General features: G+C 71.3%; 14 protein-coding genes. 6 read left to right on the top strand and 8 right to left on the bottom strand.

From position 1 onward, the window contains the following. Positions 1 to 70 precede the first annotated feature (70 nt). The 3 genes from IEY81_RS23345 to IEY81_RS23335 are packed head-to-tail and all read right to left on the bottom strand — an operon-like array spanning position 71 to position 2,172. A complete protein-coding gene (locus IEY81_RS23345) occupies positions 71 to 934 on the bottom strand; it encodes an HpcH/HpaI aldolase/citrate lyase family protein (protein ID WP_189120893.1) in 864 nt (287 codons plus the stop codon). A gap of 1 nt (position 935) precedes the next feature. Continuing rightward, a complete protein-coding gene (locus tag IEY81_RS23340) occupies positions 936 to 2,006 on the bottom strand; it encodes an HpcH/HpaI aldolase/citrate lyase family protein (protein ID WP_189120892.1) in 1,071 nt (356 codons plus the stop codon). A 10-nt stretch (positions 2,007 to 2,016) separates the two neighbouring features. Beyond that, positions 2,017 to 2,172, bottom strand: a complete 156-nt coding sequence (locus IEY81_RS23335; RefSeq protein WP_189120891.1) for a hypothetical protein — start codon at positions 2,170 to 2,172, stop codon at positions 2,017 to 2,019. A gap of 70 nt (positions 2,173 to 2,242) precedes the next feature. Between IEY81_RS23335 and IEY81_RS23330 the strand changes: the two genes are divergently transcribed. Continuing rightward, the gene (locus IEY81_RS23330) at positions 2,243 to 3,199 is read left to right on the top strand and encodes a GlxA family transcriptional regulator (RefSeq protein ID WP_189120890.1); all 957 of its coding nucleotides are present in this window, start codon (positions 2,243 to 2,245) and stop codon (positions 3,197 to 3,199) included. 36 nt (positions 3,200 to 3,235) lie between these two features. On the opposite strand, the gene IEY81_RS23325 is transcribed toward IEY81_RS23330, so the two are convergent. The 4 genes from IEY81_RS23325 to IEY81_RS23310 form a co-directional block, all read right to left on the bottom strand. Next, complete coding sequence (locus IEY81_RS23325; RefSeq protein WP_189120889.1) at positions 3,236 to 3,790, bottom strand: DnaJ family domain-containing protein; 555 nt, start codon at positions 3,788 to 3,790, stop codon at positions 3,236 to 3,238. A gap of 56 nt (positions 3,791 to 3,846) precedes the next feature. Beyond that, a complete protein-coding gene (locus tag IEY81_RS23320) occupies positions 3,847 to 5,223 on the bottom strand; it encodes an MFS transporter (RefSeq protein ID WP_229788119.1) in 1,377 nt (458 codons plus the stop codon). A gap of 74 nt (positions 5,224 to 5,297) precedes the next feature. Next, the gene (locus tag IEY81_RS23315; RefSeq protein ID WP_189120888.1) at positions 5,298 to 6,602 is read right to left on the bottom strand and encodes a M20/M25/M40 family metallo-hydrolase; all 1,305 of its coding nucleotides are present in this window, start codon (positions 6,600 to 6,602) and stop codon (positions 5,298 to 5,300) included. A 53-nt stretch (positions 6,603 to 6,655) separates the two neighbouring features. Next, positions 6,656 to 7,969, bottom strand: coding sequence for a C39 family peptidase (locus tag IEY81_RS23310; protein ID WP_189120887.1), 1,314 nt, complete (start codon positions 7,967 to 7,969; stop codon positions 6,656 to 6,658). A gap of 122 nt (positions 7,970 to 8,091) precedes the next feature. Here IEY81_RS23310 and IEY81_RS23305 point away from each other — a divergent pair, with 122 nt between their 5' ends. Beyond that, positions 8,092 to 9,240 carry a GTPase family protein gene (locus tag IEY81_RS23305; RefSeq protein WP_189120886.1) on the top strand — a complete coding sequence of 383 codons (1,149 nt, stop codon included), beginning with the start codon at positions 8,092 to 8,094 and terminating at the stop codon, positions 9,238 to 9,240. Between the two features lie 99 nt (positions 9,241 to 9,339). Here the strand turns inward: IEY81_RS23305 and IEY81_RS23300 are convergent, their stop codons facing one another. Further along, entirely contained in the window at positions 9,340 to 9,939 is a 600-nt protein-coding gene (locus IEY81_RS23300) for a nitroreductase family protein (RefSeq protein ID WP_189120885.1), read from the bottom strand. Between the two features lie 134 nt (positions 9,940 to 10,073). Here IEY81_RS23300 and IEY81_RS24505 point away from each other — a divergent pair, with 134 nt between their 5' ends. From IEY81_RS24505 to IEY81_RS23285, 4 genes are all read left to right on the top strand, one after another. After that, positions 10,074 to 10,196, top strand: coding sequence for a hypothetical protein (locus IEY81_RS24505; protein ID WP_268244516.1), 123 nt, complete (start codon positions 10,074 to 10,076; stop codon positions 10,194 to 10,196). Between the two features lie 113 nt (positions 10,197 to 10,309). Beyond that, the gene (locus IEY81_RS24550) at positions 10,310 to 13,231 is read left to right on the top strand and encodes a helix-turn-helix transcriptional regulator (RefSeq protein WP_189120884.1); all 2,922 of its coding nucleotides are present in this window, start codon (positions 10,310 to 10,312) and stop codon (positions 13,229 to 13,231) included. 99 nt (positions 13,232 to 13,330) lie between these two features. Next, complete coding sequence (locus IEY81_RS23290) at positions 13,331 to 13,471, top strand: hypothetical protein (RefSeq protein ID WP_189120883.1); 141 nt, start codon at positions 13,331 to 13,333, stop codon at positions 13,469 to 13,471. 101 nt (positions 13,472 to 13,572) lie between these two features. Then, positions 13,573 to 14,615: ATP-binding protein (locus tag IEY81_RS23285; protein ID WP_189120882.1), on the top strand; the 1,043-nt coding region annotated here is incomplete at its 3' end.

Raw genomic sequence — 14,615 nt, 5'->3', positions numbered from 1 at the left:
GCCCGTTTGTCACCTTCTTCTCGGCATGGCGACGGAGGAGATACGCCACAGGAGATATTTAACTCCGTGGCTACAGCGCAGCGATGGCCTCCGCGATGCTCAGCGTGCGCCGCGCGGACTCGACGTGGAGGTTCTCCACCATCTTGCCGTTGTAGGTCACCACGCCGCCGTCGCTCGCCTCCCAGGTCTCGATGAGCCCCTTCGCGTCGGCCACCGCCTGCTCGTTCGGCGCGAACCCGGCGTTGGCGGCCTCGACCTGGGCCGGGTGGATCAGCGTCTTGCCGTCGAACCCGAAGATCCGACCCTGCTCGACCTCGGCCGCGTAGCCTTCGGCGTCCTTCACGTTGTTGTAGACGCCGTCGAGGATGACCTTGCCGCTCGCGCGGGCGGCGAGCACGGCCAGCTGGAGGCTGGTGACCAGGTTGGCGCGGGCCGGGACGTGGTCGACGTAGAGCTCCTTGACCAGGTCGTTGGTGCCCAGGACGAGCACGGTCAGCCGCTCGGAGGCCGACGCGATCTCCTCGGCGTGGAGGATGGCGTACGGGCTCTCGATCATCGCCCACAGCTTCGTCGTCTCCGGGACGCCGGCCTTCTCGAAGGCGGCTACGAGGTCGAGCACCTGCTGGGGGCTGTTGACCTTGGGGACGACGATGGCGTCGGGGCCGGCCTTCGCGGCGGCGGCCAGGTCGGCCTCGTGCCACTCGGTGTCGGCGCCGTTGATGCGGATGGTGAGGTACTTGTTGCCGTACTCGCCCGACGTCACGGCCGCGGCTGCGTTCTCACGAGCTTCCGGCTTGGCGTCGGGGGCGACGGCGTCCTCGAGGTCGAGGATCAGCGCGTCGGCGGTGATCGCCTTGGCCTTCTCGAGGGCCCGGGTGTTGGAGCTCGGCATGTAGAGGACCGAGCGCAGGGGGCGGAACGATTCTTCGGTCATCTCAGTCCTCGATCTCGATGGTGTCGTAGAGCTCCTTGAGCTTCGGGTCGATCGCGGCGAGCTCCTCGGCTAGGTCGACGAGGACGAGGCACTGCTTGAGGCTGGCGTCGTCCTCCATCTTGCCGTCGAGCATGACCGCCCCGGTCCCGTCGCCCATCGCCTTGACGACGCGGCGGGCGTGCTTGATGTCCTCGACGCTGGGGGAGAAGACACGGTTGGCGATCTCGATCTGCTTCGGGTGCAGGCTCCAGGTGCCGACGCAGCCGAGCAGGAACGCGTTGCGGAACTGGTCCTCGGCCGCGACCACGTCAGTGATGTCGCCGAACGGGCCGTAGTAGGGGTAGATCCCCGCCTCGGCGCACGCGTCGACCATCTTCGCGATGGTGTAGTGCCACAGGTCCTGCTGGAAGATCGTGCGGTTGCCCTGGATGTCACCGTCGACCGGGTCCTGGCGGACGAGGTAGCCCGGGTGACCGCCGCCGACGCGGGTGGTCTTCATCTTGCGGTCGGCCGCGAGGTCGGCCGGACCGAGGCTGATGCCCTGCATCCGCGGAGACGCGAGCGCGATCTCCTCGACGTTGGCCACGCCGCGCGCGGTCTCGAGGATGGCGTGGATCAGGATCGGACGCTCGACGCCGCCCTTGGCCTCGAGCTGGGCCAGCAGGCGGTCGACGTAGTGGATGTCCTCGGGGCCCTGCACCTTGGGCACCATCACGACGTCGAGCTTGTCGCCGATCTCGGTGACCAGGGTGACCAGGTCGTCGAGCACCCAGGGGGAGTCGAGCGAGTTGATCCGGGTCCACAGCTGGGTCTTACCGAAGTCTGTCGCCTTCGCGATGTCGACGAGCCCCTGGCGGGCTGCCAGCTTGTTGTCGGCCTTGACGGCGTCCTCGAGGTTGCCGAGGAGCACGTCGACGGTGCCGACCATGTCCGGCACCTTGGCCGCCATCTTCGGGTTCGACGGGTCGAAGAAGTGGATCGCGCGGCTCGGTCGCGCCGGGATCTCACGCAGCGGTGCCGGAGCACCTACCGCCAGCGGCGCGAAGAAGTCCTTAGGGCTCTTGTGACTCATGCAGGTCACCCTAACGGCGATCGGTTACTCGTGGGTACGCCGTCCGCGAGGGGTGGTCGGTGGGCACCTTGCCGCCGTGGCGGATGCGGGCACCGGCATCGAAGCCGGCGAGGGTGGCGCGGACGGTGGCGCGGAGCTTGCTGGGGTTCTTCCGGTATGTGGTCATGACTCCATCGTGGTCGCGCAGCGCCGTTCGTAGGAGTGGCAGGATTGACTCAAAGTGATAGATTCTTGCCATGACCTCGAAGCCGACCGTCGCCGTCCCGATCGTCGACGGGATGACGCTCTTCGAGATCGGCATGCCGGTCGAGGCCCTCGGCTACGACTGGGACCACGACGCCAGCCCGCTCTACGACGTGGTGCTCTGCGGTGACCTGCGTGGCGTCCGCGTCCACGGTGGGCCGCGGCTGATGCCGCAGCGGCCGATGACGGCGCTGGCCGAGGCCGAGACGGTCCTGGTGCCGGCGATCCGTCCGGACGAGCCGATCAGCCCGACGCTCGTGCGGGAGCTGCGCAAGGCCGCCGAGGCGGGCGCCCGGGTGGTCTCGATGTGCACGGGCGCCTTCGTCCTGGCCGAGGCGGGGCTGCTGGACGGCCGCCGGGCGACCACCCACTGGCGCTGGGCCGACCTCTTCCGGCGCACCTATCCGCAGGTCGAGCTCGACCCGCGGGCGATCTACGTCGACGACGGCGTGCTGACCAGCGCGGGCTCGGCGGCCGGCCTGGACCTCTGCCTCCACCTGATCCGCACCGACCACGGCCAGCACGCCGCCAACACCATCGCGCGCAACCTGGTCATCGCCTCCCACCGCGACGGCGACCAGGCGCAGTACGTCGCCGCCGACCCGCTCACCGAGCAGGCCCGCTGGCTCGACGAGCTGCGCGGCTGGCTACGTGCCAACCTGCACGAGGACATCACGCTCGAGCGTCTGGCAGCGGCAGCCGCGGTCTCACCGCGCACCCTCGCTCGGCGCTTCGAGCGGGACCTCGCCACCACGCCGATGCGCTGGGTGACCGCAGAGCGGATCGCGGTCGCCAAGACGCTGCTGGAGACCACCGACCTGCCGGTCGAGCGGGTCAGCCACGAGGCCGGCTACTACTCACCCGTGACCTTCCGAGCAGCGTTCACCGCGGAGGTCGGCGTCACGCCGGCGCGCTACCGGATGCGGTTCGCCCACCGCGAGGTCGGCTGAGTCTCGGCTGAGTCTCGGCTGGGTCTCGGCTGGGGCTCAGTCGCGGCGGCGCCACCAGCGGCGCTTGCGCTCGGGCTGCCTGCTGCGGCGTACGTCTCGGGCGGCTGCGACCCGGGCGGCTGCGACCCGGGCGGCGCGGCGTTCGCGCCACGCCTCGAGCGTGGCCTCGACGTCGCGCGGCATGGTGATCAGCGGAGGGCCCTCGGGCGCGCCGTAGCGGGCCGCGATCACACGCTCGTTGAACTCCTCGACGATCCGGCGGGCGGCGTCCTCGGTGGTCTGGGTGTCCAGGAGGTCGTCGAGCTCGGCGTCGTCCTTGCGGAGCTGGACGGACCGGGGGAGCAGCACGATCTGCTCGCGCTCGACCAGCTGCTTGACCCACCAGTCGGGATCGGGGTCGGAACCGAGGTTCTTGATCGGCTTGCCTGCGCCCGGGAGGTTGTCGAACTCACCGCGGGCGATGCCCTGGCGCACCGTCTCCTCGACGTAGAGGTGCTGCTGCCGCATCCGATTGGCGGCCGCGGCCTTCGACTCCTCGTCGTTGATCGGCTCGGCGCGGACCTCGGTGAACTCTTCGTCGGGATCGGTCATGGCGACACCTCCTGATGCCGACCACTTTACTAGCCGATGACGCTTTGTGAAACGGTTCACAAAGCGTCATCGGCTTCTGCAGTGCGCGCCAGGAGCAGTAGCGCTCCCGCCACGGCAGCGGCCAGACCGCACACCGCCCACACCGTCAGATAGCCGGACAACGGCGCCTTCGCCTCGGCCCCGATCGTGCCGGTGGCGGCCAGCGCGATCGCGAAGACGGCCGAGGCGATCGCCCCGCCGACGGTCTTGGTCGCGTTGGTCATCCCGGTCGCGAACGCAGTGCGCGACGCCGGAGCGGCCGCCGCGGCCGCCGCCGGCAGCGACGCCACCAGGGCACCCGACCCGAAGCCGATCACGGCCATGTTGAGCAGCGCCTGCCCGGTCGACCCGTGGAGCGGCAGCCACATCAGGTAGCCGAGCGCCACCAGGAAGCACGCCACCGCCTGCGCCCGCATCGGGCCGAGGAAGCGCGCCCACAACGGCAGCGTGAAGGCGCCGAGCGCCATCGTGATGACGTAGAGCGCGATCAGCATCGACACGAAAGACGCGTCCGCGCCCAACCCGTAGCCCGTCACGGCAGGGTCCGTCCGGGCGAACGTCGACAGCGGGATCTGCGCCCCGAGCACAGACATCCCGAACAGGAACGCGGTCAGCTGGATCGGCCACTGCGCCCGGGAGACCAGAAGGTGCACGTCGATCAGCGGTTCGCGCTGCCGCGCCTCGACCTTCCAGAACGGCCACAGCGCTGCCAGGCCCAGCACCACCAGACCCCAGGCGAGCGGAGACCCGGGACCGAGGACACGTACGCCGATCAGGCCGGCCATGACCAGGCCGAGCACCAGCGTCAGCACCCCGAGCCCGGCCCAGTCGAAGCCGCCCCCGGACACGGCGGTGGGACGGTCGGGCTCGATCCCGAGCGCGATCACGACGAACACGGCGGTGATGCACACGGCGGGGATGGCCAGGATCGCTGCCATCGGCAGCGCCCCGACCAGTGCGCCGGCAGCGACCGCGCCGAGGATCACCGAGATCTCCAGCGCACCGACCAGGATGCCGGCGGCCTTCCGGGTGAGCGCCGTGTCGCCGTCCGTGCGCTTGTGGACGATGGCGACCTCCAGCGGCAGCCAGATCACGTAGGCACCCTGGACCGACCAGGCGACCAGGAACGAGCCGAAGTCGGGGGCGACCACGGTCCACCAGGTGGCGAGCGCGGTGACGCCGGTCGCCAGCAGAAGCACCTTCTTGTGGCCGATCAGGTCGCCGAGCCGGGCGAGCGGCGGTACGCACAGGGCGGAGACGATCAGCTGCCCGGCCTCGAGCCAGTTGAGGTCGGCGTCGGAGACGCCGAGGTGAACGGCGAGGTCGGAGAAGATCGGCGTGTAGTAGCCCTGCAGGATCCCGCTGGCGAACTCCACCGCCACCAGGAACCCCACAACCACCCAGATCCCCCGCGCGACAGCCTCAGTCCCCCCGGTGGTCGAGCCTGTCGAGACCCCGTCCTCAGTACTCACAGTCCCTCGACCAACCGCCGATAGAACCGGATCCCATCGAGAAAGTCATCGACCCGAAGATTCTCGTCAGCCGCATGGATGGACCCCCGCTGAGCAGCAGTCATCCGGAACGGCGCGAACCGGTAGACCCGGTCGCTGATCTCATAGAAGAAGCGCGAGTCGGTCGCTGCCATCACGGTGTAAGGCGCCGGCACCGCCTCGGGGAAGACCTCCGCGATGCTCTCGGTGATCTTCGCGAACGCCTCGTCGCGCGGGGAGACCGGCGACGGCTCGCCACCACGGACGACCTCGATCTCGACCTGCCTGTCGCCGATCGCAGCACGCAGCCGCTCGATGACTTCGGCGACCGTCTCGCCGACCATGATCCGCAGGTTCACCCCGGCGGAGGCCGCCGAGGCGATCACGTTGGCCGCCGGGCTGCCCTCGAGGGTGGTGATCGCGACCGTGGTGCGCACCAGCGCGGCCGGCTCCGGCCCGAGGCGCGGCAGCAGCCGGGCCAGCGCCGGCGCCAGCCTGCCGGCGTTGGCCAGCACCGGGCGCAGGGGCTTGGCCGCGTACGGCGCGATCTGCTCGAACATCTCCACCGTCGGCGCCGGCAGCTGCACCGGCATCGACATCCGGTCGAGCCGGGTGATCGCGCGGGCCAGCCGCGCCGTCGGGCCGTTCTGCCGCGGGGTGGAGGAGTGGCCGCCGTCGCCGGTGACCCGGAGGCGTACGTCGGTGGTGCCCTTCTCGGCGACGCCGACGACCCCGATCGGCGCGGCGACGCCCGGGAAGGCGTCGAAGGCGACCGCGCCGCCCTCGTCGAGCACGAACCAGGGCTCCACACCCCGGGTACGCAGCTCCTCGACGGCTGCCCGCGCGGCCGCGCCGGTGGTCTCCTCGTCGGAGCCGAACGACAGCCAGACGTCGTACGCCGGCTCGAACCCGTCCGCGATGAGCCCCTCGACCGCGGCGCAGATCGCCACCAGCTGGCCCTTGTCGTCGAGCGTGCCGCGGCCGTGGATCACGCCGTCGACGATCTCGCCGCCGAACGGGTCGTGGGTCCACTCGCCGGCGATCGGGACGACGTCCTGGTGGGCCATCAGCACGACCGGCTTCTCGGCCGATGCGCCGGGCCAGCGGAACAGCAGCCCGTGGCCGCCGACAGCGGTGAGCTCGAGGGACGCGTGGAGCAGCGGGAAGTGCTCGCGCAGCGCCGCGTGGAGCTGCTCGAACGCGGGCGCCTCCGACCCCGACCCGTCGTTGACGGTCGGGGCCCGGAGCGCGTCCTGGAGCGCGGCGACGGGGTCGAGTGTCATGGCCGCAACCTAGCCCGTCGATCGCCCCTCGGATCACCGAGGTGGAAGCACCGTCACCAGTTTGTGGCGTTCCGGGGCAGCTTCACCTCGCGCGGGTGGATGACGTAGGCGATCCCGTCGGTCGAGGTCTGCCACACGCGCTCGAAGTTCTCGCGGGTGTAGACGTTGCGGACCTCGTCGTTGGAGGGGTAGTTGGGGTCGTAGATGATCGGGTCGCCCTCGGCGGTGAAGCCGCCGATGACCAGCAGGTGGCCGTCGGTGCCGTAGCCGGCCTCCGGCATCTCCTCGAGCTCCCAGTTGGCCGAGACGACCAGCGGCACCCCGGCCGCGACGAGCCGCTCGGCCTCGGCCAGCGAGCGCAGCCGGGTGACGAAACCGTCGAGACCCCAGCGGGTGGCGTAGGCGGTGTTGAACGGCCAGTTGCCGGCGCCTTCGTAGGTGTAGTCCCAGGTGTTGATGGCGGCGTAGTCGACCTGCGGGTCGCCGTTGGGTGCCTCGATGCCCTCGAGCTCGCTCGCCGGGACCTCGCGGTCCCAGTGGTACTGCACCATCGAGGTCGACGTCGGCGAGCACCACACCTGCCCGCCGCCACCGAACTCCGGGTACTCCCCGCGGTGCTTGTTCTGGCTGAACGGCGGCACCCCGAGGTCGATCTCCTTGTCGAGCGTCGGAGTGCTGGTGCCGGGGTAGGCGGAGTCGGGCAGGTACTCGTTGGTCAGCGTCGAGACCGCCCGCAGCGCCGGCGTGGCCGTCGACCCGGCCGGGCGCAGCAGGGTCACCCGGGTCTGGAACGCCTCCGGCTCGTGGCCGGTCTTGGCAGCGAAGGTGTCGGTCCACAGGTAGCCGTCGGCGTCGCTCTGGCCGTCGACGGAGGTGCGGTGGATGTCGCCGGCGGCGAAGTCGTCGCCGGAGGCCCAGCGGCCCATCACGTACCACTTCGTCCAGGAGCCGTCGGCCTTCTTGCCGCGGAACCCGATCTCGGCCCAGGTGCCGGTCGGGGTCTCGATGTCCCACGAGGTGATCGACTCGTCGATCGCGTAGCCCGGCCGGACCACCGGCGAGGTCCAGACCCCGGAGTCGTACGACTTCGCCGTGCCGTCGCCGAACGGGTCGGTGTAGCTCGTCGTCCCGGTCTCGCCGGCGATGCGCAGGGTGCCGTGAGCGCCCGGGCGGAGGCCGCTCGAGGCGCCCTTCGCGAAGTCGCCGACGCTGTCCCAGCGGGTCATCGTGATGTCGGTCTGCTGAGTGGTCTGCTGAGTGGTCTGCTGGGTATGGGGCTCGGTCGCGTGGACCGGAGTCGTGGGGGTGACCAGGAGAGTTGCGGCGGCGAGCGCGGCAACGTACGCGAGGCGGGACCGAGGGCTCATGCCACGGCACGCTATTCCTCCTCGACCGGCTCGACCATGGAAATGGCGAGAGAAGAGGCAGGGCCCGGGGCCGCGGACGCTGATTTCCGGGAACAGTCGGTGGCGGCTGGCATCCTGGACGGGTGAACAACTTCGCATCCGACGGCTGGTTCAAGGACGAGTTCCACAAGAGGTATGCCGAGTCCGCCAAGGAGATCGGCCGGTTCAACCTCGCCGTCTTCGGGAAGACCGGTGTCGGGAAGTCGACCCTGGTCAACGCCGTCTTCGGTGCGGAGGTCGCGCGCACCGGGATCGGCGAGCCGGTGACGAAGGAGTCGACGCTCTACCTGCACACCAGCGGGTTCTTCGGCCTGCTCGACACCCAGGGCCTCGAGATCGGCGTCGAGGGCGACCGGGTGATCAAGGATCTCGCCAAGCTGATCCAGGAGCGCCGCCGCAAGCCGCAGTCGGAGCAGGTCCACGTCGCGTGGTACGCCGTCCGCTTCGCCGACCGTCGCTTCGAGGAGACCGAGGCAGCGTTCATCCGCAAGCTCGCAGACCTGGGGCTGCCGGTGGTGCTGGTGATGACCCAGGTGCCGACCTCGCCGTCGGGCGCCTACCATCCCGACGCGGTCGAGTTCGCCCAGCAGATCGACGCGCGGGGCCTGCCCGTGCACGGGGCGCGGGTCTATCTGACCAATGCCAAGGCCGACGACTTCTCGGGCCAGCCGGTCCACGGGCTGCAGGATCTTGTTGATGCCACCTTTCGCTGCGCGCCTGCAGGCGTCGAGGACGCCCTCACGGCGGCGCAGAGGGTGGATCTCAAACGTAAGCAGGAGCAGGCCGGCACGGTGATCGCCGGCGCTGCCACCGCTGCCGGCGCGGCCGGCGCGACCCCGATCCCGTTCTCCGACGCCGTCGTCCTGGTGCCGATCCAGCTCGGCATGATGGCCCGCATCTCGGCGATCTACGGCATCGAGGTCGACAAGGCCGCGATGGCCTCGATCGCGGCCACCGCCGCCGCCACCCAGGCCGGACGCACCGTCGCCGGCAACCTGCTCAAGATGGTCCCCGGCTTCGGCACCGTCGGCGGCGGCGCGATCAACGCCACCGTCGCCGCGGGCTTCACCGGCGCCATCGGCGCCGCCTGGTCCAAGGTCTGCGTCAAGCTCTCCGAGGGCAAGCTCCGGGGCGTCAACGGCGCCCTCGACACCGAGAGCATCCGCACCCTCTTCCTCGACGAGCTCAAGACCCAGATCTCGCGGCTGAAGCTCAACGCCAAGGAGAGGTGAGGCGGCCCCTCGGCGGCCGAGGTCGGCTCTCGGTGGTCGAGCTTGTCGAGACCACGGGCGCGACCCGCCTCGCCGGCACTCGCGCCTCGACCGACGTGATCACCACCGCCCGCGGTGCACGACCTCCTCGACCGGAGTCCGCTTACGGCGGGAGGGAGAGCCCTTGGCGCCGCCGGCGGCGGGGTGGCCGATGGTGACGGCGCCGATCGGGTCGAAGGTGTCGGGGATGCCGAACCCCTCGCGGACGGCGGCGTCGTGCTCGGGCGGGACGCCGAAGTAGAGCGCACCCAGGCCCTCGTCGACGACGGTCTGCAGGATCAGCATGGTGGCCATCGCGGTGTCCATGTGCCAGAACGGCATCGGCCAGCGGGCCTCGTCGCGGTCGGTCCAGCCCTTGTCGGGCTGCGCATAGCGGTCGAGGTAGGCGGCCTTGGAGGAGCACGGGAGGACGATCACGGGCGCCTTCATCAACCCGGTCAGCCACTCGTCGGGGTCGTCGACGTCGTCGGCGGTGAGCTCCCAGTAGCGGCGTACGTCCTCGGGGGTGTCGAGCACCAGGAAGCCCCAGCCCTGGGAGAAGCCCGCGGACGGGGCCCGGGTGGCGTTGTGGAGGATCCTGTCGACCACCTCAGGGTCCACCGGATCGGTGGTGTAGCTGCGGACCATCTTGCGGCGGCGTACGACCTCGGAGAACTCCATAGCCACAGTCTGTCGCCTAAGGCGCTCCGGGCCGGAGGTAGGTCGGAAAGTAGGGCGCGCGACCGATCCGGGTGCCTACCTCAGCGGAGGAGTGTTCTCGGTGTCAGCAGGACACCGGAGAGCAGGAGATCGAGATGTACACCAGCGTGGGTTACGAAGCAGAGGTCAAGTACCGCCGCCAGCAGATGCAGCAGGAGCTGACCAAGCGCCAGCGGGCCGCACAGGCCCGTTCGACGCGACGCAACCGCACCCGCTGATGCGGGCGCACCACGGACAACGCCGAGCAGGAGAGATCCAGCTCGGCGTTGTTTCACGTCCGGGTCACGAAAATGCCGACCAGGGAGGGGCGGTTCGGGCGATGATGGCGCCCATGGCGCAGAGTGCCGAGAGGCTTGTCGGACGTGACGCCGACCTGGAGACCCTGGCGGGCCTGGTGGGCCTCGGCAGCGGCCTCCTCGCGACCGGCGGCAGGCACGTGCTCCTCGCCGGTGACGCCGGCGTCGGGAAGACCCGCATCCTGCACGAGCTCCGTGGCCGAGCGGCCGCCGACGGCCGGCAGACGCTGGTCGGCCACTGCCTCGACTTCGGCGACAGCGCCGAGGCCTACCTGCCGTTCACCGAGATCCTCGACAGCATCACCACCGCGCTGCCCGACGTGGTCGCCGGGGTCGCCGACGTACATCCGGCCCTCCTGCGGATGGCGCCCGTCGCCCGTGCGCTCGGCGGCACCGACCCCGAGCTCCAGGAGGCGCTCGACCGCGGCAACCTCTTCGCCGCCATCCACGCGCTGCTCGAGCGCGCCGCCGAGAAGGCGCCGGTGCTCGTCGTCGTGGAGGACACCCACTGGGCCGACCAGTCCACGCGTGACCTGCTGACCTTCCTCTTCACCCGCCCCTTCGACGGCCCGGTGACGCTGGTCGCCTCCTACCGCGCCGACGACCTCCACCGCCGCCACCCGCTGCGCCGGCAGCTCGCCGAGTGGACCCGGCTGCCGTCGGTCGAGCGGTTCCACCTCGGGCGGCTCTCCGACGACGACGTACGCCTCCTCGTGGCCGAGCTCGCCGCCGACCCGGACGCGGGGGACGGTGCCGGGCTCGACGCCGAGAGCATCGTGCGCCGCGCCGACGGCAACGCCTTCTTCGTCGAGGAACTGGTGCAGGCCGCCGGCGCCGACGAGCTGCCCTGGGACCTCGCCGACCTCCTCCTGATCCGGCTCGACCAGCTCGACGCGACCGCGCGCGAGGTGGTCGACACCGCCAGCGCCGCCGGCCGCGACGTCAGCGACGAGCTCCTCGAGGCCGTCGCCGGGCTCGACCGCGCCACCCTCGACGCCGGGCTGCGGCAGGCCATCGAGCGCGCGATCCTGGTGCCGCGCGACGACGGCTACTACGTCTTCCGCCACGCGCTCCTCGGCGAGGCGGTCTACGACGATCTCCTCCCGGGCGAGCGGGTCCGGCTCCATCAGCGCTACGTGGAGGCGCTCAGCAGCGGGCTCGCGACCGGCAACGCGGCCGGGCTGGCGCGGCACGCCCGTCTCGCCGGCGACCACGAGACCGCGCTCCGCGCCGGGATCGCCGCCGGTGACGAGGCCGCGGCCGCCGGTGGTCCCGACGAGGCCTCGCAGCACTACCAGCAGGCGATCGCCCTGCTCGCCGGCCGGGCCGCCTCCGAGGAGGACACCCAGCGCCTGGTCGAGCTGGTGGTCAAGGCCTCGGACGCGATGGTCGCCGCCGGCCACGCCGACCGGGCCGGCAAGCTGGCCCGCGAGCAGCGGGAGTCGCTCCCGGCCGATGCGCCGGGTCTGTGGCGTGCCCAGCTGCTGACGGTCGAGATCGAGACCAGCTTCGCCTACGTCAACGACGTCCGGGTGGGGGAGCTCGCCGAGGCCGCGATGGCCGCGCTGCCCGACGACGCCCCGCCGAAGGTGCGCGCCCGGCTGCTCGCCGCCTACGCCCGCGAGCTGATGATCGCCCGCCGCTACGACGACGCCGAGGCGGCCGGCCAGGAGGCGCTCGCCCTCGCCGAGGAGCTCGGCCGGTCCGGTCTCGCCGCGGAGGTGGCCGTCACGCTCGCCGCCTCCTGGGGACGGCCGCCCCAGCCGTGGATCGAGCCGCTGCGTACGGCTGTGGAGCGGGCGGCCAGGGTGGGTGCGCTCCACCCAGAGCTGCGTGGACGGCTCCAGCTAGGCTTCGCCCTCGACGCCGCCGACCGTCTCGACGAGGCCGGCGAGACCTACCGCAGCGCCTTCGAGCTCGGTGTGGAGCGGGGCGTCCCCTGGGCTCCGTACGCCTTCGACGCCCGCATCGCCTGGTTCGACTACCTCCACACCACGGGCCGTTGGGACGAGGCGCTAGCCCTGACCGACGCCCACGGCATCCCGCCCGCGCTGTGGCCGTGGCTGGAGTCCAAGCGGCTCAAGATCGAGCAAGCGCGCGGTGCCGACGTCGCTGCCGAGGCGCGCCGGCTGCGACCGACGTGGAAGCAGGAGGTGGCCACCGCGCGCGACTCGGTCCTGGTCGAGATGAAGGCAGCCGGGGCTCGTGGTGACGTCGCCGCGGTCGTCGAGGCGTACGACGCCGGGGTCGGCGCTCTCGGCACCGGGTGGGGGGAGTGGTTCGGGGCCAACGCGCGCCTCTCCGCGATCGCCGTCGGCGCGGTCTGCGCCGCCCTCCCGGCCATGCCGGTCGGCGAGCGCCCGCAGGTGATGACGCACGTGGAGCGTCTCCTCGAGGAGGGCACCCGACCCCCGGGCTGGGATCAGCCCTGGGGCCTGGAGGGCCAGGCGTGGTCGGCGCGGGTGCTGGCCGAGGGGCTCCGAGCGCGTTGGCTGGCCGGCATCTCCGTGCCCGACCAGACCGAGCTCGTCGAGGCGTGGCGCGTGACCGTGGCGGCCTTCGAGGTCTTTCCCGACGTCCACGAGCTGGCCTGGTCGCGGGTCCGGCTCGCCGAGATCCTCCGAGCGGGCGGTGACGCGGCCGCGGCCCGTCCGCTGGCCGAGAAGGCCCGTGAGGCCGCCAAGAGGCTGGGCGCTCGGCCCATCCTCGACCACCTGCACGCCCTCGGCACCGCCCCGCAGCGGTCGTCCGCCGGACCCTCCGACCAGCTCACCGCGCGCGAGAGCGAGATCCTCGCCCTTGTCGCTGCCGGCAGGAGCAACGGCGAGATCGGCAAGCAGCTGTTCATCTCGACCAAGACGGTCTCGGTGCACGTCTCCAACATCCTGGCCAAGCTCGGCGCCTCGGGGCGCACCGAGGCGGCCGCGATCGGCCGCCGACGAGGGCTGGTGGAGTGAGCGAGTGATGAGGATCACGGCCGAATGAGGCACCCCTGAGGCCCGTCTAAGGCAGCCGCCTCATGTGCGGCCCTACCTCAGGCGCGGAGGCTGGGACGCATGATGAACAACAGTCTGATCAGCTACGACGCCGAGCTGACCTACCGCCGCCAGAGCATCCGCCGCAGCACCTCTGCCGACCGCCTCGCCCGCCAGGTGCGGCGCCGTCGTCCCCGCCGGATGGACTCCATCCACAACTGAGCCCGCGGACCACGTTAATGCGGGAGAAACCCGAGCCCGGAGGCGCGATGATAGGGGACATGGCGCAAAGTGCTCGGTCATTCGTAGGTCGCGACTCGGAGTTGCAGACCCTCACCGGCCTGCTCGGCGTCGTCGCGACCGACTCGGCTGGCTCGGCGGGCTCGGCGGCCCGGCCGGCCGAGGGGCGCCAGCACGTCCTGCTCGCCGGTGACGCCGGCGTCGGCAAGACCCGCCTGCTCACCGCCCTGCGAGACCGTGCCGTCGGTGACGGCTGGCAGGTCCACGCGGGGCACTGCGTCGACTTCGGCGAGAGCGCCGTGGCGTACATGCCGTTCTCGGAGATCCTCGACCGCATCGTCGCCGACCTGCCCGACGTGGTCGAGAGCGTGGCCGCCGACTACCCGGCGCTGGCCCGGCTGCGCCCCGTACGCCGCGTGATGGGCGCCAACCACGGTGCCGCCGCGACCGGCACCGACCGCGGACAGCTCTTCGACGCGGTCCACACCCTCTTCGAGGCGGCCGCCGAGAAGGCGCCGCTGCTGGTCGTGGTCGAGGACACCCACTGGGCCGACCAGTCCACCCGCGACCTGCTGACCTACCTCTTCACCCGCCCCTACGACGCCCCCGTCGCGATCGTGGCCTCCTACCGCGCCGACGACATCCACCGCCGCCACCCGCTGCGCCGGCAGGTCGGCGAGTGGGGCCGGCTGCCCGACGTCGAGCGGATCGTGCTCGAGCCGCTGACCGACGACTCGGTGCGACTGCTGGTCCACGAGCTGGCCAGCGGTGAGATCGACGCCGAGCGGGTCGTCCGCCGCGCGGAGGGCAACGCGTTCTTCGTCGAGGAGCTGGTGCAGGCCGGTTGCGACGAGGACCTCCCCGTGGACCTCGCCGACCTGCTGCTGGTGCGTCTGGACCGTCTCGACGGCGCCGCCCGGAGCGTGGTCCGCACCGCCTCGATCGCCGGCCGCCGGGTCACCCACGAGCTGCTCGCCGCGGTGACCGAGATGAAGACCGACGAGCTCGACGACGCGCTGCGCACCGCGGTCGAGCAGAAGGTGCTCGAGCCGACCGGCTCCCGCTACACGTTCCGCCACGCGCTGCTCGCCGAGGCGGTCTACGACGACCTGCTGCCCGGTGAGCG

The sequence above is a fragment of the Nocardioides luteus genome (assembly GCF_014648595.1).
Taxonomy (GTDB): domain Bacteria; phylum Actinomycetota; class Actinomycetes; order Propionibacteriales; family Nocardioidaceae; genus Nocardioides; species Nocardioides luteus.
This window is presented reverse-complemented; position numbering and strand designations above follow the sequence as displayed.